Genomic DNA, 23709 nt, shown 5'->3' on the forward strand with positions numbered 1-23709 from the left:
GGCGTAGGGAGTAGGTCTCATGACCACATCGGACACACGCACGCCTGCCTCCAATCGGAGCGACGAGGCCGGGAAGTCCATCGGCTGGCACAAGGGATACGTCCAGGGCCCGCGCCCGGACATCCGGGTGCCGGTCCGCCAGGTGCACCTCACCAACGGCCACGACGTGACGCTGTACGACACGTCGGGGCCGTACACCGACCCCGCCATCGGGACCGACGTCCGCCGCGGACTCGCACCCCTGCGGGAGAACTGGATCATCGCCCGCAGCGACACCGAGGAGTACGCGGGCCGCCCCGCACGCCCGGAGGACGACGGGCTCAAGCACACCTCGCCGCGTGGTGGGCTGCGCAATCTGGACGCGGTCTTCCCCGGTCGCCCGCGCCGACCGCGGCGCAGCCGGGACGGGCGGCCCGTCACGCAGCTCGCGTACGCCCGCCGGGGCGAGATCACCCCGGAGATGGAGTATGTCGCGATCCGGGAGAACGTCGCGCCGGAGGTGGTGCGCGAGGAGATCGCCGCCGGTCGCGCGGTGCTGCCGGCCAACGTCAACCACCCGGAGATCGAGCCGATGATCATCGGGAAGCGGTTCCTGGTGAAGGTCAATGCCAACATCGGCAACTCCGCGGTGACGTCCTCCATCGAGGAGGAGGTGGACAAGATGACGTGGGCGACCAGGTGGGGCGCCGACACGGTCATGGACCTTTCCACCGGCCGCAACATCCACACCACCCGTGAGTGGGTACTTCGCAATTCACCCGTACCGATCGGCACCGTTCCCCTCTACCAGGCCCTCGAAAAGGTCGACGGCCTGGCGGAGGAGCTGACCTGGGAGATCTACAAGGACACCGTCATCGAGCAGGCCGAACAGGGCGTCGACTACATGACGGTGCACGCCGGCGTACGCCTGCCGTACGTGCCGCTCACCGCCCGCCGGAAGACCGGCATCGTCTCCCGGGGCGGCTCGATCATGGCGGCGTGGTGCCTGGCACACCACAAGGAGTCGTTCCTGTACGAGCACTTCGAGGAGCTCTGCGAGATCCTCGCGGCGTACGACGTGACGTACTCCCTGGGCGACGGGCTGCGCCCCGGATCGATCGCGGACGCCAACGACGAGGCGCAGTTCGCCGAACTGCGCACGCTCGGCGAACTGAACACGGTCGCCAAGCGGTTCGGGGCGCAGACCATGATCGAGGGCCCGGGGCATGTCCCGATGCACAAGATCAAGGAGAACATCGACCTCCAGCAGGAGATCTGCGAGGAGGCGCCGTTCTACACGCTCGGCCCGCTGACCACCGACATCGCGCCGGCGTACGACCACATCACCTCGGGCATCGGCGCCGCGATGATCGCCTGGTGGGGGACGGCGATGCTCTGCTACGTCACGCCCAAGGAGCACCTCGGCCTGCCGAACCGGGACGATGTGAAGACCGGTGTCATCACGTACAAGATCGCGGCCCATGCGGCGGATCTGGCGAAGGGGCACCCGGGGGCGCAGGACTGGGACGACGCGCTGTCGGACGCCCGGTTCGAATTCCGCTGGGAGGACCAGTTCAATCTGGCGCTGGACCCGGACACGGCACGGGAGTTCCACGACGAGACCCTGCCGGCCGAACCGGCGAAGACGGCGCACTTCTGCTCGATGTGCGGCCCGAAGTTCTGCTCGATGAAGATCAGCCACAGCATCTCCGAGCAGTTCGGTGCGTCGGCGGACGCGGAGGCGACGGCCGAGGAGATCGCCGAGGGGATGCTCCGGAAGTCGCGTGAGTTCGCGGCGGGAGGGAACCGGGTGTACCTGCCGCTGGCCGACTGACCCGGCCCGAGGCGCTGTACGGCCCCGGCCCAGCCCCAGCCTCAGGACCAGCCCCAGGGCCCCCAGCCTCAGTCCCAGGCCCCGGCCCGCGCTCGCCCGGTCAGTCCAGCTCGTGTTCCGGGCCGCCGAAGTCGGGGCTGCTGAAGTCCGGACTGGTGAACGTGGGACGGGGTGCCGCGGCCGGGCCGTCGTCCGGACCCGCGAAGTCCGGCCTGCTGTAGCCGATCTTCGGCAGACGGCCGGCCGGACGGTACGGGGCCGGGGCGGCGGGGCCGGCCGCGGGCTGGGCGAGCGCGTCGCGCAGGAAGGGCAGGATGCCCCGCTCCAGCAGGGCCTGCCGCCAGGCGTCCTTGGCCTGGGCCACGTCGTCGAGCAGGGCCTCGCCGGCTCCCCGGGCCGCTCGTGACGTCGAGCCGTTGCGCAGGGCGGCGACCAGGAGACCGACGGCGGCGACGAAGATGGCGGCAGCGGTGACGGCGGCGAAGAACCAGCCGGCGCCGACCATGGTGGTGGCGAACTCCGGTGGTGGTTCCAGCATCTTCAGGATGTAGCCGACCAGCAGGAAGATGAGCGCCGCGGTGCCGGCCAGCATCGGCGCCAGGACGGTGACGACGGCGCCTATGCCGGCGCCGGGCCGGCCGGGATCGTCCGGCGCGCGGGCCGCGTCCCGGTCGCAGAGCGCGGCACGGACCTCGTCGCGGGTCTTCACGTAGTGCTCGTACTCGGTGGCGGCCGTGGCGGTGATCAGGGCGACGGCCGCCAGCGCCATGGTGCGCAACTGGACCGCGTTGAGGCGTTCGCCTAGTGCGGCCAGTTCCGGTCGTTCATGAGCGTGACGCAGTGCGTCGTCGAGGAGCCGTTCGTACTCGGGCCGGTCCTCGGTCAGCAGGTGCGGAGCGCTGTTCATGTGCATCCCCCGATGCTCCGTCGGGCCTGTGTGCCCGCTCTGGCCGGGCAGTTGGGCGGAAACGGAGGAGAGCCTGCTACTGGTACGCCGATGGTAGAGCGCTCACCGCGCGGGGTGACAGAGGGTTTCCAGAATTAGCCCGGTGCTCGGTGTGGTCAGGCCGGGACGCGCCTTCCCCCGGGCACGTCAGTCATGCAGCGGCAGTTGGACGACCAGTAGCTTTCCGGCCATGGTCACCCCGCCGTCCATGGCGATGGCGAGCCCGTCCGCGTACACATGCGGACCGTCGACCTGCGGGCCGGTCCCGTCCTCGCCGTCCTCCGAACCGACCTCGCCGGTCAGATACGGAATGGGGCTGTGACCATGGACGACGCGTCGGCCGCCGTACGCCGACATCAGCTCCTGGACGGCCTGCGCGCCCGACTCGTCGCGGAAGGCGAACCGCTTGGTCAGCTTGCGGAACAGGTCCCAGCACTCGTCGGCGTCGTTGCGCGTCAGAATGGCGTGGACCGTGTCGTTGACGTCCTCGATGGTGGAGCCGTAATCGAGGTACGCCGTCGTGTCGGAGTGCATCAGCAGGTGGCCGTCCTCCTCGACGACCGCGTCGAGCCGGGACATCCACTGGAGGTGGACGTCCTGGAGGCGCTCCATGTCCGTCTTCTGGCCGCCGTTGAGCAGCCAGGCGGCCTGGAAGGTGGCGGTGCCCGCGCCGGAGTTCACCGGGGTGTCGGCGAACCGCTTGGCGCCGATGAGCAGCAGCTCGTGGTTGCCCATGAGGGCCTTGCAGTAGCCGCCGGCGGCCGCCGCCTCGGCGGAGAGCCGCATGACGAGGTCGATGACGCCGATGCCGTCGGGCCCCCGGTCGGTGAAGTCACCGAGGAACCAGAGCCGGGCGTTGCCCGCGGACCAGTGGCCGTCGGCGTCGATCAGGCCCTGCTCGCCGAGGGCGGCGACGAGCTCGTCCAGATAGCCGTGGACATCGCCCACCACGTACAGCGGACCGAGACCCGGTTCCGAGGTGGGGCGCGGTTCGGGCACGGCCTGCACCTGGGAGGGTTGATTGACGCTGATGACGGGAAGGTCGCGCGCCGTCGGCGTGTACCCCTCCGGCGGCTCCCCACCCGGGAAGGCATTTCCCGGGTGGGGTGAGGCGGGCGGCGCAGGCGACTGCGCATAGGGCGGTACGCGGAAGTCGCGCAACGTCGCCGTCCGCACCACGGGTTCCTGACCGGCCCCCTGTGTCATCGACCCCTCCACCACCGTCGCGCCGCCGTACACCTGACGGGCCCTGCTGGTCGGGTCGGTCCGCGGTGTCGTCCGCCCATCATAGGAATGCGGATCGTGCTCTGTGACGCACCAGGGGTGGTGAATCCTTCCGCATGCCAGGTTCATGGGTCGATTGGTCCCAATTGGGCTGATCAATCCCCTGCCGGGGAACGCGGCGCACTGACCGTGGTGCGGGGCGGACGGCGTTGCGAGGACGTCCGGACGATGAGCTCCGTCGGTATCACCCGCTCCAACGGACCGTCGTGGTCGACGCCCTCGATGGCGTCGATGAGCAGTTGGACGACCGCCGTGCCGATTCTGCGCGGCTTCAGCGAGAGCGTCGTGATGGGCGGCTCGGTCGTCGCGTAGACCGTTGACTCGCTGCAGCAGACGAGCAGCAGGTCCTCGGGGACACGCAGCCCGTAGCGGCGGGCGGCCGCCAGCAGATCCGTGCCGTTGGGGTCGAAGAGCCCGTAGACGGCGTCGGGGCGGTCCGGGCGGGCCAGCAGCCGGTCGGCGGCCACGGCGCCCGCGCACGGGTCGTGCGCCGGATAGGACTCGTACACCGGGTCCTGCCCCACGCGCTCGCACCAGTGGAGGTAGGCGCTGGTGGACAGCCGGGTGTACGTGTCGGTCGTGGTGCCGGTGAGCAGGCCGATACGGCGGGCCCCGGCGGCGGCGAGGTGGTCGAGGAGGTCGAGCACGGCGGCCCGGTGGTCGTTGTCCACCCAAGCGGTGACCGGGAGCGACCCGGCGGGCCGGCCGTCGGAGACGACGGGCAGTCCCTGGCGCACCAGCTCGGTGACGACCGGGTCCTGGTCGGAGGGGTCGATGACGACGGTGCCGTCGAGGGCGACGTTCGACCAGACGTCGTGGCGCGAGGTGGCCGGGAGGATGACGAGGGCGTAGCCGCGGGCGAGCGCCGCGGACGTGGCCGCTCGCGCCATCTCGGCGAAGTACGCGAATTCGGTGAAGGTGAAAGGTTCATCCCCATACGTAGTCACGGTCAGGCCGATCAGGCCCGATTTCCCGGTACGGAGCGTGCGGGCCGCGGCGGAAGGGCGATAGCCCAGACGCTCGGCGACCTCGCGGACATGGCGGCGGGTGGCGTCCGGGAGCCTGCCCTTGCCGTTGAGGGCGTCGGACACGGTCGTGATGGAGACGCCGGCGGCGGCGGCCACATCGCGGATTCCCGCACGTCCCTGCCTGCCGCCGCGCCGGGGGGTCTCCGTCCGGCTCACCTGGTGCTTCCCTGCTGCTGTCATGGCGAGCCGATAGTAGGGCTCGGAAGGACCCTTGGGCCGGTCGCATATGCACCCATTGACAGGCACGTTTCTGCATGGTCATCAGGCGTCAAATGCCTTGTGAAGCAAGGGCGTTGCTGAGCTGAACCGTCATGTGTCATGCGTCCGGCCTGATAGGCCTGGCGACCGATCGATGTCTCGAAGAGGTCTCAACTCACCTCTTCGAGGGACGCGCGCCACGGAGTGAGCCACCGGCGCACGCCACGGCCCGGCGCGCTCCCCCTCATTCCGGGGTCCACCGGACGAATCCACTGTCCACCCGTTCGCAGCGGGGCTCAATCCTCATAAGGTGAGCAGTATTGATGTGAACGGACGGTCGAGGAGGACCTGCGGTGAGCGAGACGAGCCCCAAGCTGCGCGCCGAACTGGACGGCGTTCCCGCCTATGTGCCGGGCAAACCGGCGTCGGTGGACGGACCGGCCGCGTTCAAGCTGTCCTCCAACGAGAATCCGTATCCTCCGCTGCCGGGCGTGATGGAGAGCGCGCTGGCGGCGGCGGCGCACTTCAACCGCTACCCGGACATGGCCTGCACCGGGCTGATGAACGAGCTCTCGGACCGTTTCGGCGTGCCGGTCTCGCACCTGGCCACCGGCACCGGCTCGGTCGGTGTGGCGCAGCAGCTGCTCCAGGCGACGTCGGGCCCGGGTGACGAGGTGATCTACGCCTGGCGCTCCTTCGAGGCGTACCCGATCATCACGCAGGTCAGCGGCGCGACCTCGGTGAAGGTGCCGTTGACCGACGGCGAGGTGCACGATCTGGACGCGATGGCGGACGCGATCACCGACCGTACGCGGATGATCTTCGTCTGCAACCCGAACAACCCGACCGGCACCGTCGTGCGCAGGGCCGAGCTGGAACGATTCCTCGACCGGGTGCCGGGCGATGTCCTCGTGGTGCTGGACGAGGCGTACAGGGAGTTCATCCGCGACACCGAGGTGCCCGACGGTATCGAGATCTACCGGGACCGGCCCAATGTGGCGGTGCTCCGCACGTTCTCCAAGGCGTACGGGCTGGCCGGGCTGCGGGTCGGTTTCGCCGTGGCGCACGAGCCGGTGGCGGCCGCCCTGCGCAAGACGGCGGTGCCGTTCGGGGTCAGCCAGCTCGCCCAGGACGCGGCGGTGGCCTCGCTGCGAGCCGAGGACGAGCTGCTCGGCCGGGTCGGCTCGCTGGTGTGCGAGCGGGGCAGGGTGCAGGAGACGCTGGCGCGGCAGGGGTGGACGGTGCCCGAGTCGCAGGCGAACTTCGTGTGGTTGCGGCTGGGGGACCGCACCCTCGACTTCGCGGCCGCCTGCGAGAAGGCGGGTGTGGTGGTCAGGCCGTTCGCGGGTGAGGGCGTGCGCGTCACGATCGGCGAGGACGAGGCGAACGATCTGTTCCTGAAGGTGACGGAGTCGTACCGCAAGGAGCTGTAGCCGGCGCCTTCCGGCCGGCCGGGCCCCGTACCTCGCGCACGAGGTACGGGGCCCTTTCGCGTGCCCGACGCGGGGTGCGCGAGGAGAGGGGGACCCCGGGCGAAGATCCCGACAAGGTGTGCGCCATAATTGCTTGTGAATGTGAACGCGTTCACAAGCGTGTCCTGCTTCCTCCCGTGATCCGTTGGATTTCACGGACAAATCGTCGGCACGACGGCGATGACGTAAGGAGAAGACGACGTGGAGCTAGCTCTGGCGCCGGAGACCCTGGCGCGATGGCAGTTCGGTACGACGACCGTCTACCACTTCCTCTTCGTTCCTCTGACGATCTCTCTCGCGGCGCTCACAGCCGGCCTGCAGACCGCCTGGGTGCGGACGAACAAGGAGAAGTACCTCAGGGCCACCAAGTTCTGGGGAAAGCTCTTCCTGATCAACATCGCCATGGGTGTCGTCACCGGCATCGTCCAGGAGTTCCAGTTCGGGATGAACTGGTCCGACTACTCGCGGTTCGTCGGCGACATCTTCGGGGCGCCGCTCGCCTTCGAGGCGCTGATCGCCTTCTTCTTCGAGTCCACCTTCATCGGTCTGTGGATCTTCGGCTGGGACAAGCTCCCGAAGAAGATCCACCTCGCCTGCATCTGGCTGGTGTCCATCGGCACCGTCCTCTCCGCGTACTTCATCCTGGCGGCCAACTCCTGGATGCAGCACCCGGTCGGCTACCGCATCAACAAGGAACGCGGACGCGCCGAGCTCACCGACTTCTGGCACGTGCTCACCCAGAACACGGCGCTCGCCCAGTTCTTCCACACCCTCACCGCCGCCTTCCTGGTCGGCGGGGCGTTCATGGTCGGCATCGCCGCCTTCCACCTGGCGCGCAAGAAGCACATCCCCGTGATGCGGACCTCGCTGCGGCTGGGCCTGATCACCGTGGTGATCTCCGGCCTCCTCACCGCCGTCAGCGGTGACCAGCTCGGCAAGGTGATGTTCAAGCAGCAGCCGATGAAGATGGCGGCGGCCGAGGCGCTGTGGGACGGGGAGGACGCCGCACCCTTCTCGATCTTCGCCTACGGAGATGTCAGCAAGGGACACAACTCCGTCGAGATCTCGATCCCCGGCGTTCTGTCCTTCCTCGCCGACGACGACTTCCACTCGTACGTCCCCGGTATCAACGACATCAACAAGGCGGAGCAGGAGCGCTTCGGGCCCGGCGACTACCGGCCCAACATCCCGGTCGCCTTCTGGAGCTTCCGGTGGATGATCGGCTTCGGTATGGCCTCCTTCGGCCTCGGCATCCTCGGGCTGTGGCTCACCCGGAAGAAGTTCATGCTGCCCGAGGCGATGCGTACCGGTGAGGACGAGGTGCCGAATCTGGTCCTCTTCCGGAACAAGGCCCTCAGCCCACGGCTGGCCCGGTGCTACTGGATCGTCGCCCTGTGGACCCTGCTCTTCCCGCTGATCGCCAACTCCTGGGGCTGGATCTTCACCGAGATGGGCCGCCAGCCCTGGGTCGTCTACGGCGTGCTCCGGACCCGTGACGCGGTCTCCCCCGGTGTCTCCCAGGGCGAGGTGCTCACCTCGCTGATCGTCTTCACCGCGCTCTACGCGGTGCTCGCGGTCATCGAAGTCAGGCTGCTCCTGAAGTACATCAAGGCCGGACCCCCCGAGCTCACGGACGACGACCTGAACCCGCCCACCCGGATCGGCGGCGACCACGAAGACGCCGACCGGCCCATGGCCTTCTCCTACTGAGAGCGCAGGAGCCGAGAGATGGAACTCCACGACGTCTGGTTCGTGCTCATCGCCGTCCTCTGGACCGGCTACTTCTTCCTGGAGGGATTCGACTTCGGGATCGGGGTCCTCACCAAGCTGCTGGCCAGGAACCGCAAGGAACGGCGGGTGCTGATCAACACGATCGGGCCCGTCTGGGACGGCAACGAGGTCTGGCTGCTCAGCGCCGGCGGCGCGACCTTCGCCGCGTTTCCCGAGTGGTACGCCACGCTGTTCTCCGGGTTCTACCTGCCGCTGCTGATCATCCTGCTCTGTCTGATCGTGCGCGGCGTGGCCTTCGAGTACCGGGCGAAGCGGCCGGAGGAGAAGTGGCAGACCAACTGGGAGAACGCGATCTTCTGGACCTCGCTGATCCCCGCCGTGCTGTGGGGTGTGGCCTTCGGCAACATCGTGCGCGGCGTGAAGATCGACGCGGACATGGAGTACGTGGGCAACTTCTGGGACCTCCTGAACCCGTACGCGCTCCTGGGCGGCCTGGTCACGTTCTCCCTCTTCACGTTCCACGGCGCGGTGTTCGCCGGACTGAAGACGGTCGGGGACATCCGGGCCAGGGCACGCAAGCTGGCCCTGAAGCTGGGTGCCGTCGCGGCGGTGGTCGCGCTCGCCTTCCTGATCTGGACCCAGCTCGACAACGGTGACGGATACAGCCTCATCGCGATGGTCATCGCCGCGGTGGCGCTGGTCGGCGCGATCGTGATGATCGCGGCGGGGCGCGAGGGCTGGTCCTTCGCACTCTCCGGTGTGACCATCGCCGCCGCCGTCGCCATGTTGTTCCTGACGCTCTTCCCGAACGTCATGCCGTCCTCGCTGAACGACGCCTGGAGCCTCACGGTCACCAACGCCTCGTCCAGCCCGTACACGCTGAAGATCATGACCTGGTGCGCCGGGATCGCCACTCCGGTCGTCCTGCTCTACCAGGGGTGGACGTACTGGGTGTTCCGCAAGCGGATCGGCACGCAGCACATCGCCGACGCGCACTGACGCAGCAAGTGTCCTGACCGAGCCGAGCCGCATGGGGTGTTTCACGTGAAACCGATCGACCCGCGTCTGCTCCGCCACGCCCGTGCCACCCGCCTGTTCATGGTGGCCGTGGTGGTTCTCGGCGTGGCCGGGGCGGCGCTGGTCATCGCCCAGGCCATGCTCGTCGCCGAGATCGTGGTGGGCGGCTTCCAGAACGGGCTCGCGGCCGGCGGGCTGCGGACCCCGCTCCTTCTGCTCGCTGCGGTCGCGCTCGGCCGGGGCCTGGTCTCCTGGCTCACCGAGCTGGCCGCCCACCGGGCCGGCGCGGCGGTCAAGTCCGAACTGCGCGGACGTCTGCTGGACCGGGCGGCGGAGCTGGGCCCGGACTGGCTGAGCGGGCAGCGCACCGGCTCGCTGGTGACCCTGGCCACCCGGGGGATCGACGCGCTCGACGACTATTTCGCCCGCTACCTGCCACAGCTCGGGCTCGCGGTGGTGGTGCCTGCGGCGGTGCTCGCCAGGGTCGTCACCGAGGACTGGGTCTCGGCGGCGATCATCGTCGTCACACTGCCGCTCATTCCCCTCTTCATGATCCTCATCGGCTGGGCGACCCAGTCGCGGATGGACCGCCAGTGGCGGCTGCTCTCCCGGCTCTCCGGGCACTTCCTCGACGTGGTGGCCGGGCTGCCGACGCTGAAGGTGTTCGGCCGGGCCAAGGCCCAGGCGGAGTCCATCCGCAGGATCACCTCGGAGTACCGGCAGGCCACCCTGCGCACGCTGCGCATCGCCTTCCTGTCGTCCTTCGCCCTGGAACTCCTCGCGACGCTCTCGGTGGCCCTTGTGGCCGTCACCATCGGCATGCGGCTGGTCCACGGCGAGCTCGACCTCTACACCGGCCTGCTGGTCCTGATCCTCGCCCCCGAGGCCTATCTGCCGATCCGGCAGGTCGGGGCACAGTTCCACGCCGCCGCCGAGGGGCTCTCGGCAGCCGAGGAGATCTTCGCCGTCCTGGAGACCGATCCCCCCGCGAGCGGTACGCAGGAGGTTCCCGGTTCGCTGCGGCTGGAGCTGGACCGGGTGACCGTCCGGCACGCCGGGCGCTTTGAGCCCTCGCTCGCGGCGACCTCGCTGGTGGTGGACGAGGGGGAGACCGTCGCCCTGGTCGGTCCGAGCGGGGTCGGCAAGTCCACCCTGCTGAACACGGTGCTGGGGTTCACGGTCCCCGACGAGGGCCGGGTACGGGTCGGAGGCACCGATCTGGCGGACCTCTCCCTCGAACACTGGCGCCGGCACATCGCCTGGGTGCCGCAGCACCCCCACCTCTTCGCCGGCACCATCGCGGAGAACGTGCGGCTCGCCCGCCCCGCCGCCGACGACAGCGCGGTGACGGCCGCTCTGCGCGACGCGGGGGCGTACGACTTCGTGCGGCAACTCCCGGACGGCGACCGCACCCTTCTCGGGGAGGACGGGGCGGGGCTCTCCGCCGGCCAGCGTCAGCGTCTCGCGCTCGCCCGCGCCTTCCTCGCCGACCGCCCGGTACTGCTGCTGGACGAGCCGACCGCGAGCCTGGACGGCGAGACGGAGGCCGGCATCGTCGAGGCGGTACGGAGGCTGGCCGCCGGCCGGACCGTGCTGCTGGTGGTGCACCGGCCGGCGCTGCTGACGGTCGCGGACCGGGTGGTGACCCTGACGGGCCAGGCGCCCGGACCGTCGGCCCCGGAGGCGATCGGGGCCACACCTCGCCCCGCGAGCGCCCCCGATGACACCCGGTCCACCGAACCGGCGCACGAGCCCGAGGCGCTGCGCGAGACCACGGACCGGCGCGGGCACGTGCTCACCCGGGTCCGGGAGGCCGCGGGCGCACAGCGCGGCCGACTGGTGCTCGCCCTCCTGCTGGGAAGCCTCGCCCTGGGTTCGGCCGTCGGACTCATGGCGGTCTCCGGCTGGCTGATCTCCCGCGCCTCCGAACAGCCCCCCGTCCTGTATCTGATGGTCGCGGTCACAGCGACCCGTGCCTTCGGCATCGGGCGGGCGGTCTTCCGCTACGCCGAGCGGCTCGTCTCGCACGACGCGGTTCTGAGGATGCTCGCCGAGCTGCGCGTCGCCGTGTACCGCAGCCTGGAGCGCATCGCGCCCGGCGGTCTGCGCAGGACCCGGCGCGGTGACCTGCTCTCGCGGCTGGTCGCGGACGTGGACGCGCTGCAGGACTACTGGCTGCGGTGGCTGCTGCCCGCCGGGACAGCCGTCCTCGTGGGCGCCGCGACCGTCGGGTTTACCGGCTGGCTGCTCCCCCAGGCGGGCCTCGTGCTGGCCGCCGGTCTGCTGCTGGCCGGGATCGGGGTCCCGCTCGTCAGCGGTGCCTGTGCCCGCCGCACCGAACGGCGCCTGGCCCCGGCACGCGCCGACCTGGCCACCCGGATCACCGATCTGCTCGGCGGGACGGCTGAGCTGACGGTCGCTGGTGCCCTCCCCGGACGCACGGCCAGGGCGCGCGCGGCCGACGCCGTCCTCACCCGGCTCGCCTCCCGCGCGGCGACCGCGACCGCGCTCGGCAGTGGCCTCACCGCGCTGATCGCCGGCCTCACCGTCGTGGCCGCCGCACTCGTCTCCCTGCCCGCGGTGGCGGACGGCCGGCTCGCCGGTGTGGAACTCGCCGTCGTCGTCCTGACCCCGCTGGCCGCCTTCGAGGCCGTGACCGGACTGCCGCTCGCCGTTCAGTACCGGCAGCGGGTGAAGCGGAGCGCGGAGCGCGTGTACGAGGTGCTGGACGCCCCGGTGCCCGTCCGCGAGCCCGATGCCCCGGTCGCGGCGCCGGCCACTCCGTTGCCGCTGGAGGTGCGCGGGCTCTCTGCCCGGTACCCGGGAGCCGGGCACGACGCGCTCGACTCCGTCGACCTCACGCTGGAGGCGGGCCGCCGCATCGCCGTCGTGGGCCCCTCGGGGTCCGGTAAGACCACGCTCGCCCAGGTCCTGCTCCGCTTCCTGGACGCGCGGGCGGGGGCCTACCGGATCGGCGGGGTGGACGCGTCCGCCCTGGAAGGGGACACCGTCCGGCGGTTCGTCGGGCTGTGTGCCCAGGACGCCCACATCTTCGACAGCTCGCTCCGGGAGAACCTGCGGCTCGCCCGCCCGGCCGCCGCCGAGCCGGAACTGCGCGACGCCCTCGCGAGGGCCCGCCTGCTCGACTGGGCGGAGGCGCTGCCGGACGGGCTGGACACCCTGGTAGGCGAACACGGCGCCCGCCTCTCCGGCGGCCAGCGCCAGCGGCTCGCCCTGGCCCGTGCCCTGCTCGCCGACTTCCCCGTCCTCGTGCTGGACGAGCCCGCCGAGCACCTCGACCTGCCCACCGCCGACGCCCTCACCGCGGACCTGCTTGCGGCGACCGCAGGGCGTACGACGGTCCTGATCACGCACCGGCTCGCCGGTCTTCAGGCCGTCGACGAGGTGGTGGTCCTGGACGCCGGCGCGATCGTCCAGCGCGGACCGTACGACGTACTCGCATCGGTGGACGGGCCGCTGCGCCGCATGCTGGCGCGGGAGAGGGAGAGCGTGGGGGAGCCGGGCGCGGTGGTGGGTGCGCGGTCCTGAGCGGGCCGCACACCAGGATTCCGACTTTCCCTTGCAAATAGGACTAACTACGCTCTGGGTATGTCAGAGCAGGACCCGAACCACGCAGAGCCTCCGGCCGGCTTCCAGCAGCCGAAGGACGCACGCGGCGACGCGACGGAAGCGGCGGAAACGACGGACGTGACCCGGAGCCTGCGGGGCCTGCCCGCCGGACTCACCGCCCGGGTGCCGCGGCTGCTGGAAGCCATGCGTTCCGTGGGAACCGGCCTCGAACTGCACTCCACCCTCGACCGGATCTGCGAGACGGCGGCCGAACTGGCCCACGCCCGCTACGCCGCGATCGGAGTCGTGGACCAGGAGGGCCAAGGGCTCTCCGACTTCGTCACCTTCGGCGTCCCTGAGCCGGTGGCGCACGAGATCGGCCGCCGGCCGGACGGCCACCGGGGCCTGCTGGGCGCCCTCCTCCACAACCCGCACCCACTCCGGCTGGCCGACCTGACCGCCGATCCGAGGTTCGCCGGCTTTCCGCGCGGCCACCCCCTGATGCGCACGTTCCTCGGCGTTCCGATCAGGGTCCGGGGGGAGATCTTCGGCAACCTGTACCTGGCCGAGAAGGACGGCGGCGGCGAGTTCAGCGACTACGACCTGCACCTGGTGCGCGTGCTGGCCACGGAGGCCGGGATCGCCATCGGCAATGCCCGGCTGTACGAGGCGGCCCGGCAGCGCGAGCGGTGGATCGACGGTTCGGTCGCCGTGACGACCGCCCTGCTCTCCGGCGGGGACGCCGACGACGCGCTCACGGTTGTCGCCGAACAGGCCCGCCGCCTCGCGGGCTCCGCCGCCGGCATCGTGATGCTGCCCGCCGAGGACGGCGGCCTGGAGATCGTCGCCGTCTCGGCGGAGGACCCGACCGACTCCCTGGGAGTGATCATTCCGGCCCGGAGCCCGGTGGTCGGGATGCTCCTGGGCGGCGAGGCGGTCTTTGTGGACGACTCGGCCACCGACCCCCGCATGATCACCAGGCTGGCGGACCGGTTCGGGCCGAGCATGCTGCTCCCCCTGCACAGCGGAGGCCGGGTGCTGGGCGCGCTCGCCACGCCCCGGGCCAGGGGCGGCCGGCCGTTCACGGAGACGGAACGCACGCTCGCCACCCAGTTCGCCTCGCAGGCGGCGCTGGCCCTGATGATGGCCGAGGCGCAGCGCGACCGGGAGCGGCTGGCGGTGTACGAGGACCGCGACCGGATCGCCCGGGACCTGCACGACCTGGTCATCCAGCGGCTGTTCGCCACCGGGATGATGCTGGAGAGCGCTCAGCGGCGTTCGGACGTGCCGGACGTACAGACCGGTGTCGGCCGGGCGGTCGACGAGCTGGATGTGACCATCCAGGAGATCCGCACCGCCATCTTCGCGCTCCAGCAGGAGCCGGCCGAGGCGCCGTCCGGGCTGTGCACCCGGGTCCTGCGCGAGATCAACATGGCCGCCGTCCCGCTCGGCTTCAAACCGTCCCACCGCTTCCTGGGGGCGGTCGACTCGGTGGTCGGCGAGCTGACGGGAAAGAACCTGATCGCGGCGCTCCGGGAGGCGCTGTCCAACGCCTTCCGGCACGCCGGCGCGGCGCGCATCGAGGTGGTCGTCGACGCGACCGCCACGCTGGAGGACGGGCGGGAGGCGGTGCGGCTCTCGGTCGCCGACGACGGGGTGGGCATGCCGGAGGGCGGCCGCCGCAGCGGTCTGCGGAACCTGGCCCGCCGGGCCGAGTCGCTGGGCGGGGCCAGCTGGTTCGGGCCCGGCATCGGGGAGGACGGCGGCGGGACGACGGTGGTGTGGCAGGCCCCGTTGTGAGCGGGGAGGCGTGGGACAGCCCGCTGCCTCAGTGGCCCATGGCCCCGGCGGTACGCCGTCGTATCAGCGTTCCGCGAGGTTGCGCGCGCGGTCGGCGAGGATGCGCTCGATGACGACGGCCACCCCGTCGTCGTTGTTGGTGACGGTACGGCCGGTGGCGGCGGCCAGGGCGGCCGGGTGGGCGTTGCCCATGGCGTACGAGGCGCCGGCCCAGCTCAGCATCTCCACGTCGTTCGGCATGTCACCGAAGGCGACGACCTCGGCGGCCGAGATACCGCGCTCGGCACAGCACAGCTCCAGCGTGCTGGCCTTGGAGACGCCGGGGCCGCTGACCTCGATGAGCGCGGTGGGGCTGGACCGGGTGAAGGACGCCCGCTCCCCGGCGGCTCCACGGGCCAGCGCGAGGAACTCGTCCGGGGCCAGCTCGCCGTGCTGGGCGAGGAGCTTCAGCACGGGGGCGCCGGCGCCCGGCGTCTCCTCGTGGAGCAGCTTCTCCGCGACGGCCACGGTCGCGCCGGGGTCGAGGTGGAAGGGCGGGTAACCGGGCTCGTAGTGGATGCCGGTGGTCAGCTCCACGGCGAAGGCCGTGCCGGGCGCGGCGGCACGCAGGGTGTGCACCACATCGAGGGCCGCCTCGCGCTCCAGCGCCCGGATCTTCAGCAGGCGGCCGCCCGCGTGCAGATCGGCGACAGCGGCGCCGTTGGCGCAGATGGCCAGTCCGTGACCGTGGACGTGGTCGCTGACGACATCCATCCACCGGGCGGGGCGGCCGGTGACGAAGAAGACCTCGACCCCGGCCTTCTCGGCAGCGGCGAGCGCCCGGACCGTGCGGTCCGAGACGGTCTTGTCGTCGCGCAGGAGGGTGCCGTCCAGGTCCGTGGCGATCAGCCGGGGAGCGACAGGAGCGGACTGTTCGGTAGCTGAGGTCACCCGCCCATTCTCCCGTACGAGGGTGCACGGGCGTGCGCAGGGGCGCACATCTGAGTACACGCGCCCCTGACCAGGCGAACATTCCCCTGGCATATGACAATGTCGTGACCAGGTCCGGGACGGCGTACGGGGCCATCACTCTGCCGACGGCGCAGCCGCAGTCCGGCATCCGCTTGGTGGGGAGCGTGATGGCGTGCGTGCTCAGCGTGGCCGGCTGCGGAGCAGTTCACTGAGCCGGTCACCGATGACGGACACTCCGGGGCGCTGTTCGGACTCGACGTACCAGGGCTTGCGTCGGCGCAGGAGTGCGTCGCCGTGCTCGTTCCAGGTGAAGTCGGGCTGCCGCAGGAGTTTCCGGAACACCGTGTCGACGGTTTTCGGGTGTGCGGCGGCCAGCCGGCGGATGGGCAGCGGTGTGATCGACTCCTCGCGCAGATACGTGCGGAGCAGGTCCTGGTGGCGTTTGCGGCCCGGGAGGCCGGGGTTCGCAAACAGGTCCCGCAATGATCCGTAGTCCGCGTAGAAGTTGAGTCCGTCGACCCGGTCATAGATGACGCCGACAGTCTCCGCCTCGGCCAGTTCGGGTGACAGTGTGAAGAGGGGCGGGTTCGGGGCGGCGTGTTGTCCGCCCCGGGGGGAGCCGGGGCATTGCCCGGCGCCGGCGGCGTGCTGCCGATGGCGGTAGTAGGCATTGATACGGTCCTCGGCTTCCTCGGGCGTGAGGATCAGCTCGTCGCTGCCGAAGAACTCGGCGAAGGCGGCTCGGTCCTCACGCATCGAGTGCCATCCCTGCTCGACTTTCTCCGGGTTGCGGAAGACGAGGCCGGGCCGGCCGGCGGCCAGGTCAAGGGCCGCGGCGGCGATCTCCGGCATGGCGCTGCGAGGGTAGGAGGACATCACGCCGGAGAAGAGCCACGCGCCGGGTGCTGGTGCCAGCGCTACCAGTCTGGCGCTGAGGAAGCTTCCCTTCGCGACCCTGCGGAGAGCCGTCCGCCCGGCGTTGGTGTAGGTGCAGTACTCGAGGTCGTCCAGCAGGTTGAGCAGGAGCAGGGAGTCGCCGTTCCTGCCCCGTACCTCGAAGAGCCCCTCCACAGGGTCACGCCAGGCCAGCACCATCTGCCGGTCGGCATCGGTCAGGGCCGGTCGCCGGGTGACGAAACGGTCGGCGACCGTGTTGCCGTCAGGAAGGCGGTACTGCAGCAGGAAGTAGTCGATGACGTTGGTGGCGGTCGCCTCGTCCAACACTCCTTCGGGACCTACTGCTTCCGACAGGAGTGGATCGAGGAACCGTTCGAAGGAGCGGCTCTCCCCGAACGCTACGAGGTCTTCCTTCAGTTCGGCACTACGGCGTAGGACCTGAGCGAGATCTGTGAGGGGGTTCATGTCGTGCTCCGACGCGCTTCGGCTCTTGTCCGTTTCCTCTTCATCGGCAACCGGACCAGCGCCGGTACGCATCGACCCAGTGCGCTCCCGCCGGGGGCGGTTGCGGCAGGGGCAGTTCCGCCAGGCCGATGTCCTGCCGGAGCCCATTTCGAACGCAACGGGCGACGACGCGGGAGTCGTTCGTGAGGCGGATCTCGGACACGTTCACCTCGACACCCAGGACAGTCGTGGTGAACGGAACGTCCAGGTGTTCATCGATGATCGCCAGGAATCCGTTGACGGCCTCGACCTCGTCGTACGTGTCAACGGTCGCCTCTTCGATCAGCACGTCCAGTTCGGCGCCGCTCCTCTTTTCCACGCTGCCAGGTTAGCGAGCCTGTGCGCGCCCGGTCGTCCGTCTTCACGAGACCGCCGGCACGGTTGTGCTTCGCTGCTGGTGTGCCCGTCCTTCTCGTGCGGGGGCCTGGTCCGGTGTGATGATGTGACGGACGCCCGCCCCTGATTGACGCAGGGGCGGGCGTCGTATCAGCTCACGACCTGGTCAGCCGACGCATACGGTGAAGTTGACCGTGTCGCCCTTCTTGACGGTCTTCGGGGCGTGCGGGGACACGCCGAGCACCGAGCCCGGCTTACAGCCCTTGACGGCCTTCTCGGTGACGGTGCCGAGCTTCGTCTGCGTCTTCTGCATGTACGCCGTGGCCTCGTCCAGGCGCCAGCCCGCGAAGTCGATCGGGACGCTCTGGCCGTCGGGAAAGAGGTACAGCATGGTGGTGGCGTCGCTGTTGGTGGCCGTGCTGGTGGCCGCCGGGGCCGAGTTGCTGCTGCCGGCGACCGAGGTGGCCAGGGCGGTGCCCCCGCCCGCCGCGATGAGGGCGGCGGCGACGGCGGCGACGCCGAGGGTGCGCCTGCGCCGGGTGCGGCGCAGGATCTGGGACGCGTCGAAGTCGGGGGCCTCGGCGGAGTTCGCGAATCGGTTCATGGCGTTCATCAGTTCCTCTTCGAAAGGTGTGCAGCCGGAAGGCCATGCGTCGCCGTAAGAGGTCATCGGATTCCTTCCGTGTGCTGCCGTGGCGAAGGGGCGGAGAGCACGGGGATCTGACCTCTGAGTTTCTCGATCCCACGAGCAAGCTGGGAGCGCACCGTGCTGGGCGATATGCCCATGTCGGCTGCGATCTCGGTGTCGGAGAGGTCGTGGAAGTACCGCAGCACCACGACCGTGCGCATCCGCATGGGCAGTTGTTGCAGGGCGCGTACCAACTGGTCCCGGTTGTCCACCTGCCCGAACTCGTCTCCCGGGGCGGCTTTGTCGCCGCTTTCCGGATCGGAGGTCAGGCCCGGACGGCGGAACCTGCGCCAGCGGTCGTTGGCCAGGTTCACCATGATCCGCCGCACATAGAGGTCCGGAGCGTCCTTCCCTGCGATGGTGCGCCATTTGCGGCAGACCCGCTCCAGGGTCTCCTGGACCAGATCCTCCGCTGCCTCACGGTTGCCCGTCAGGACGAAGGCGCCCCGGAACAGCGTGCTCGACCTCGCGGCGACGAAAGCCTGGAAGTCCGTCTCCATGCGCTGCCCCTTCCTGTCACCCTTCCTCGACGTGAGCACCGCCTCATCTGCTGCACGGCTGCACTGAGATCTGGGTCACAGGAATCGCTGCCGGCCGGTGTCAACCGGGCGGCAGCGATGAGACCAGCGGACAGCTGCGGACCATCGTCTCGGCTGACCGCCACAAGGGAATACGCCCGCCCACACGGATTAAGGTCACGGCATGCGTCTGAGCACTGTCATCCTGCCTATCCACCGCTGGGCCGAAGGCCGGAAGGTCTGGCGCCGTGCCGAGGAACTCGGCTTCCACACCGCGTACACCTACGACCACCTGTCCTGGCGGAGCTTTCGAGACCAGCCGTGGTTCGGCGCTGTGCCGACTCTCACCGCAGCAGCCGGGGCTACGGAACGTATCCGCATCGGTACCCTCGTCACCTCGCCGAACTTCCGCCACCCGGTCACCCTGGCCAAGGAGCTGATCTCGCTCGACGACATCTCGAACGGCCGCGTCACACTGGGGATCGGTGCGGGCGGGAACGGTTTCGACGCGACGACCCTGCTCCGGAGCGACGAGGTGCCGTGGACCCCGCGCCGGCGCGCCGACCGGTTCGGCGAGTTCGTACCGCTGCTGGACGCCCTGCTGCGCGAGCCGGCCGGTATGTCGTACGAGGGCGAGTTCTACAGCGCCACCGAGGCACGGAACCTGCCCGGCTGTGTGCAGCTCCCGCGCCTGCCGTTCGCCGTTGCCGCCACGGGGCCGCGCGGGCTCGCGCTCGCCGCGCGCTACGGCCAGGCATGGGTGACCACGGGGGACCCGAAGCTGTACGAGGCAGGCAGCGCCGCCGGGTCGTTCGACGCCATCCGCCGGCAGATGGCCGGACTGGGCCGCGCCTGTGCGGAGGCCGGGCGGGACGTGGCGGAGCTCGACAAGATCGTGCTCACGGGGTTCACGCCGGAGTTCAACCCGGCCCTCGCCAGTGCCGGGGCCCGGCCGTTCGACTCCGTGGACGCGTTCGTGGACTTCGCGGGCCGGCACGCGGAGCTCGGCTTCACCGAACTCGTCATCCACGCCCCGGTGCCCGCCGACGGGCCGGGTTTCGACGCGGCGGTGGCGGACGAGAAGCTGTTCGAGGAGATCGCGACCCGGGGCGCGGCCCAGCTGGCCGGCTGACGGGCCGGCGACCGGCCCGGGGGAGGGGACCGCCGCCTGCCCTGCCTCAGCCGGGCAGGCGCAGGAACTCGGCGGGTACGGCGGAAGCGAGCCACACCCCGTTGGCGCTGACACGGAACGTATGGCCCGCGCGGTGCATGGCGCCCGCGTCCACGGAGAGGACGACGGGCCGGCCGCGTCGGGCCCCCACACGGGTGGCGGTCTCGCGGTCGGGCGAGAGATGGACATGGGTGCGGTTCATCGGGCGCAGCCCTTCGGCCCGGATCGCGTCCAGGGCCCGGCCGACCGTGCCGTGGTAGAGATACGCGGGCGGTTCGGCCGGCGGCAGGCCCAGGTCCACGTCCACGGTGTGTCCCTGGCTCGCCCGGATGCGGTCGCCTTCGACGGCGAAGCGCTGTTTGTCGTTCGAGAGGACGACATGGTCGAGCTCCGCCCGCGTGACGGGGAAGTGGTGACGGGCCGCCGCGTGCAGCAGCTCGTCGATCGGCACCCAGCCATGGGCGTCGAGCGTGATTCCGATTCGCTCGGGCTGATGTCGCAGGTGTCTGGAGAGGTACTTGGACACCTTGACGGTGCGTCTTTCATCCATGCCTTCAGCGTGCTCCTGACGTACCTCCCCACGCATCCGCATTTTTCGCCGGCGCTTCGGCGAGGTGATTTGCGTGCACAGGTTTGATCCACAGCCAACTGCGGTTATCCACAGGGATATTGGCGAGTCTGTGGATAAGTGGCGTTCCAATTGCGGTATTTGGTCAATTTGTCAGGTGTGTGCGGTGGATGAGCTGAGGGAGTCCAAAGCCCGTTTGTTCACCTCCCGTTCGGTGGCAGCCGTGACGAACTCGGCGATGTGGTCCCGCCCAACCAAGCGCTCCACCGCCTCGATTGTGGCTCCGGGCAAGGAGACGGCGCCTCGCCGACGGCCGGCCGGCACCGAGGGTGCGGGGCCGTCCGCAGCGAGGTGGTGATCCAGGTGCCGGGTCGCGAACAGCCGCATCGCACGAGCCAGTTCGGCATCCACGGTCTGCTGGGCCAGCGGCCGCAGCCGCCGCACCATCGAGGCCGCGTCGGCCGCGTCCGCATCGGTTGGCGGACGGTGACCCAGATACCGGGCGAACACATGCTCGGTGGTGAACTCCAGGAACCGGCTCGCTATCTGCTCGACCTGCCCTCGAAGTTCCCGCAGCTGCCCGGAGATTGCGGTGAGAGGCACGCCGGCCGCGTACAACTCGGCTGCGACCGCCAGCTCCTGTGGGCTCGGGACGAGGAACTCGTCGTCGTGTCCGGGGACTGGTTCGAGGACGCCCAGCTCCACCGCCTCTGCGACGGCCTGCTCATCCGCGACGCCGCCGAACCTTTCCGCGAGTGCGGCACGGGTGGTGCGGGCGGCCCGTTCGTCGGTCCAGGGACCGTGGACCTCGGCGACGAGCCCGAGCACCCCTTCGAGGCCCCGGCCCGTGTCCCATGCGTCCAGTAACTCCTTGATACTGGCCAGGGTGTAGCCGCGATCCAGCAGATCGGCGATCTGCCGGAGCCGGGCGAGATGGGTGCCCCGGTACACATTGGCCCGGCCCCGCCGCTCCGGGGTCGGCAGCAGCCCGCGGTCCTGGTAGGCACGGATGGTGCGTACCGTGGCGCCGCTGGCGTGCGCCAAGTCCTCGATCCGGTACTCGGCGGCCTCCCACCCACCGGCCGAGACCGCTTCCGCCCCCGGCAACGCCCCACCGGCCGAGGTCACTTCCGCATCCGGGGGCGTCCCGCCGGCCGATGACCCGCCCGCCGGGGCCCGCCCCGTCCCGGCCCGGCTCACAGCGGCGGCTTCAGCCGCGCGAGGCCGCGCAGCGCGCCGGGACCGACCCGGGACAGGAAGCGCACGGCGTGGGACTCCGGCGTCACCGGCACGACGGCCTGGTTGCGTACGACCGCCCGGAGCACCGCGGCGGCGACCTTCTCCGGCGGGTAGTTCCGGGCGCCGTACAGCTTGCCGGCCTTCTGCCGCATCCGCTGTTCCTCCGCGGCGTCCGTGCCCACGAAGCGTGCCGTCGAGGTGATGCCGGTGTTGACGATGCCGGGGCAGATCGCGCTGACCCCGATCGACTTCTCGGCGAGCTCGGCACGCAGGCACTCACTGAGCATCAGGACGGCGGCCTTCGACGTGCTGTACGCGGGCAGCGCGCGGGACGGCTGGAACGCCGCCGCTGACGCGGTGTTGACGATGTGCCCGCCCTGGCCGCGCTCGGCCATCTGCCTGCCGAAGAGCCGGCAGCCGTGGATCACGCCCCACAGGTTCACGTCGAGGACGTTCTTCCAGTCCTCTGTGGTCGTGTCCAGGAACGGCCCGGACAGTCCGATGCCCGCGTTGTTGACCAGGACGTCCACCACGCCGTACGCGTCGGCGACCCGGGCGGCGAGCTTCTCCATGGCCTGTTCGTCGCCCACGTCCACCGCCTCGGCCCAGGCCGCCGGGGCGCCTGCCCGCCTGGCCGCCTCGGCGGTCCTCTCCGCCCCCTCCGCGTCCCGGTCGACGGCCACCACCCGGGCACCCGCCCCGGCGAAGGCCAGCGCCGTGGCCCTGCCGATGCCGCCCGCCGCCCCTGTCACCAGCACGAGTTGGCCGCCGAAGCGCTCCGCGTACCGTCCCTTCGGACCGGCTTCCATCGGCAGGCCGGTCTCCCGGGCCGATTCGGTCGCTGTGGCGAACTCCCCGACCCAGGAGGCGATCCGGTCCGGCCTGGTGCGCGGTACCCAGTGCTTGGCGGGGAGCGAGCGGCGGGTCAACTGCGGGACCCAGGCGTCGAGTCCGTCGTAGAGCTGCTCGGAGAGGAACACGTCCCCGGTCGGTGTGATCAGCTGCACCGGCACGTGCGCGTACGCGTCGGCGCGCGGCCTGCGCAGCCGGGAGCGGACGTTGTCGCGGTAGAGCCAGGCTCCGTGCGCCGCGTCGTGGGGCAGCGAGGGCGTCGGGTAGTCGCCCTGCGGCACCTTCTCCAGGCGCTCCAGGATGCCCGGCCACCGTTTGCCGAGCGGCCCGCGCCAGGCCAGCTCCGGCAGGACCGGGGTGTGCAGGAGGTACACGTACCAGGACTTGGCTCCCTGCCCGAGGAGCTGGCCGACCCGGCGCGGGGTGGGCCGGGTCATCCGCTGCTTGATCCAGTGACCGAAGTGGTCCAGGGACGGGCCGGACATCGAGGTGAAGGAGGCGATCCGGCCCTCCGTACGGCTGACCGTCGCGAACTCCCAGGACTGCACAGAACCCCAGTCGTGCCCGACGAGATGCACCGGCCGGTCCGGGCTCACGGCGTCGGCCACGGCCAGGAAGTCGTCGGTCAGCTTCTCCAGCGTGAAGCCGCCGCGCAGCGGCTTGGGCGCCGTCGATTCGCCGTGGCCGCGCACGTCGTACAGCACGACATGCCATTCCTCCGCGAGCCGCACGGCGACCTGGGTCCAGACCTCCTTGCTGTCCGGATAACCGTGCACGAGCACGATCGTCGGGCGCGAAGCCTCCCCCAGCTCGACCACGCACAACTCGATACCGCCCGTGGCCACCCGGCGCTCGCGCGCCCCCGGCACATCGCGCAGATTCACGACACCACCCTCTTTCCGGACTCCCCCGTGCCCGCAGGCCGTTCGTACGTCACTCGCGAGGCCATGCCACCGTCCGTTCCCTGCCGTGTGCGGTACGTATCCGTAACGTGACACTGATGAATGTGACAATGTCCGGCGGCTGCGTCAAGGGGGTGTGCGCGGCCTGTGGACAACTTTCTGTGCACGCCCGTCACGACCGGCGGCCCGTGGCCGCTGTAGTCCTTCGTGAGGGCCCCTTACGG

At 70.4% G+C, this 23709-nt stretch carries 18 protein-coding genes; 7 read left to right on the top strand and 11 right to left on the bottom strand.

Features of this window, described 5'->3' with window-relative positions; genetic code table 11:
* The first annotated feature begins 19 nt into the window (after positions 1-19).
* Complete coding sequence (gene thiC / locus P8A18_RS16710; RefSeq protein WP_306055549.1) at positions 20-1813, top strand: phosphomethylpyrimidine synthase ThiC; 1794 nt, start codon at positions 20-22, stop codon at positions 1811-1813.
* A gap of 100 nt (positions 1814-1913) precedes the next feature.
* Here thiC and P8A18_RS16715 read toward each other — a convergent pair whose 3' ends face one another.
* The 3 genes from P8A18_RS16715 to P8A18_RS16725 form a co-directional block, all read right to left on the bottom strand.
* Positions 1914-2726: a hypothetical protein gene (locus P8A18_RS16715; protein ID WP_306055552.1), complete on the bottom strand. Its 813-nt coding sequence runs from the start codon at positions 2724-2726 to the stop codon at positions 1914-1916.
* 180 nt (positions 2727-2906) lie between these two features.
* A complete protein-coding gene (locus P8A18_RS16720) occupies positions 2907-3965 on the bottom strand; it encodes a metallophosphoesterase (RefSeq protein WP_306055554.1) in 1059 nt (352 codons plus the stop codon).
* A gap of 173 nt (positions 3966-4138) precedes the next feature.
* Complete coding sequence (locus tag P8A18_RS16725) at positions 4139-5251, bottom strand: LacI family DNA-binding transcriptional regulator (RefSeq protein WP_026250053.1); 1113 nt, start codon at positions 5249-5251, stop codon at positions 4139-4141.
* Between the two features lie 371 nt (positions 5252-5622).
* Between P8A18_RS16725 and hisC the strand changes: the two genes are divergently transcribed.
* The 5 genes from hisC (at position 5623) to P8A18_RS16750 (ending at position 14859) form a co-directional block, all read left to right on the top strand.
* Entirely contained in the window at positions 5623-6702 is a 1080-nt protein-coding gene (gene hisC / locus P8A18_RS16730; protein WP_306055557.1) for a histidinol-phosphate transaminase, read from the top strand.
* Between the two features lie 240 nt (positions 6703-6942).
* Positions 6943-8451: a cytochrome ubiquinol oxidase subunit I gene (locus P8A18_RS16735; RefSeq protein WP_306055559.1), complete on the top strand. Its 1509-nt coding sequence runs from the start codon at positions 6943-6945 to the stop codon at positions 8449-8451.
* An 18-nt stretch (positions 8452-8469) separates the two neighbouring features.
* Positions 8470-9471: a cytochrome d ubiquinol oxidase subunit II gene (gene cydB, locus P8A18_RS16740; RefSeq protein WP_306055562.1), complete on the top strand. Its 1002-nt coding sequence runs from the start codon at positions 8470-8472 to the stop codon at positions 9469-9471.
* Between the two features lie 45 nt (positions 9472-9516).
* The gene (gene cydD / locus P8A18_RS16745; RefSeq protein WP_306055564.1) at positions 9517-13038 is read left to right on the top strand and encodes a thiol reductant ABC exporter subunit CydD; all 3522 of its coding nucleotides are present in this window, start codon (positions 9517-9519) and stop codon (positions 13036-13038) included.
* A gap of 60 nt (positions 13039-13098) precedes the next feature.
* The gene (locus P8A18_RS16750; protein ID WP_306055566.1) at positions 13099-14859 is read left to right on the top strand and encodes a sensor histidine kinase; all 1761 of its coding nucleotides are present in this window, start codon (positions 13099-13101) and stop codon (positions 14857-14859) included.
* 63 nt (positions 14860-14922) lie between these two features.
* On the opposite strand, the gene P8A18_RS16755 is transcribed toward P8A18_RS16750, so the two are convergent.
* The 5 genes from P8A18_RS16755 to P8A18_RS16775 form a co-directional block, all read right to left on the bottom strand.
* Positions 14923-15789 carry a Cof-type HAD-IIB family hydrolase gene (locus tag P8A18_RS16755; protein WP_306055568.1) on the bottom strand — a complete coding sequence of 289 codons (867 nt, stop codon included), beginning with the start codon at positions 15787-15789 and terminating at the stop codon, positions 14923-14925.
* Positions 15790-15990: 201 nt separating this feature from the next.
* A complete protein-coding gene (locus tag P8A18_RS16760; protein WP_306060953.1) occupies positions 15991-17034 on the bottom strand; it encodes a hypothetical protein in 1044 nt (347 codons plus the stop codon).
* A gap of 178 nt (positions 17035-17212) precedes the next feature.
* Entirely contained in the window at positions 17213-17530 is a 318-nt protein-coding gene (locus P8A18_RS16765; RefSeq protein ID WP_306055570.1) for a hypothetical protein, read from the bottom strand.
* A 183-nt stretch (positions 17531-17713) separates the two neighbouring features.
* A complete protein-coding gene (locus tag P8A18_RS16770) occupies positions 17714-18151 on the bottom strand; it encodes a PASTA domain-containing protein (RefSeq protein ID WP_306055572.1) in 438 nt (145 codons plus the stop codon).
* Between the two features lie 62 nt (positions 18152-18213).
* Positions 18214-18735 (bottom strand): SigE family RNA polymerase sigma factor, encoded by a 522-nt coding sequence (locus P8A18_RS16775; RefSeq protein WP_306055574.1) that lies wholly within the window; start codon positions 18733-18735, stop codon positions 18214-18216.
* A gap of 202 nt (positions 18736-18937) precedes the next feature.
* On the opposite strand from P8A18_RS16775, the gene P8A18_RS16780 reads away from it, so the two are divergent.
* Positions 18938-19885 carry an LLM class flavin-dependent oxidoreductase gene (locus P8A18_RS16780; RefSeq protein WP_306055576.1) on the top strand — a complete coding sequence of 316 codons (948 nt, stop codon included), beginning with the start codon at positions 18938-18940 and terminating at the stop codon, positions 19883-19885.
* 46 nt (positions 19886-19931) lie between these two features.
* On the opposite strand, the gene P8A18_RS16785 is transcribed toward P8A18_RS16780, so the two are convergent.
* The 3 genes from P8A18_RS16785 to P8A18_RS16795 form a co-directional block, all read right to left on the bottom strand.
* On the bottom strand, positions 19932-20474 hold the full coding sequence (locus P8A18_RS16785; RefSeq protein WP_306055578.1) for an RNA 2'-phosphotransferase: 543 nt from the start codon (positions 20472-20474) through the stop codon (positions 19932-19934).
* A 171-nt stretch (positions 20475-20645) separates the two neighbouring features.
* Positions 20646-21620 carry a MerR family transcriptional regulator gene (locus tag P8A18_RS16790; protein ID WP_371933680.1) on the bottom strand — a complete coding sequence of 325 codons (975 nt, stop codon included), beginning with the start codon at positions 21618-21620 and terminating at the stop codon, positions 20646-20648.
* A 68-nt stretch (positions 21621-21688) separates the two neighbouring features.
* The gene (locus P8A18_RS16795) at positions 21689-23467 is read right to left on the bottom strand and encodes an SDR family oxidoreductase (RefSeq protein ID WP_306055580.1); all 1779 of its coding nucleotides are present in this window, start codon (positions 23465-23467) and stop codon (positions 21689-21691) included.
* Positions 23468-23709 lie beyond the last annotated feature (242 nt).

It is taken from the genome of Streptomyces sp. Mut1, assembly GCF_030719295.1.
GTDB classification, from domain to species: Bacteria; Actinomycetota; Actinomycetes; order Streptomycetales; family Streptomycetaceae; genus Streptomyces; species Streptomyces castrisilvae.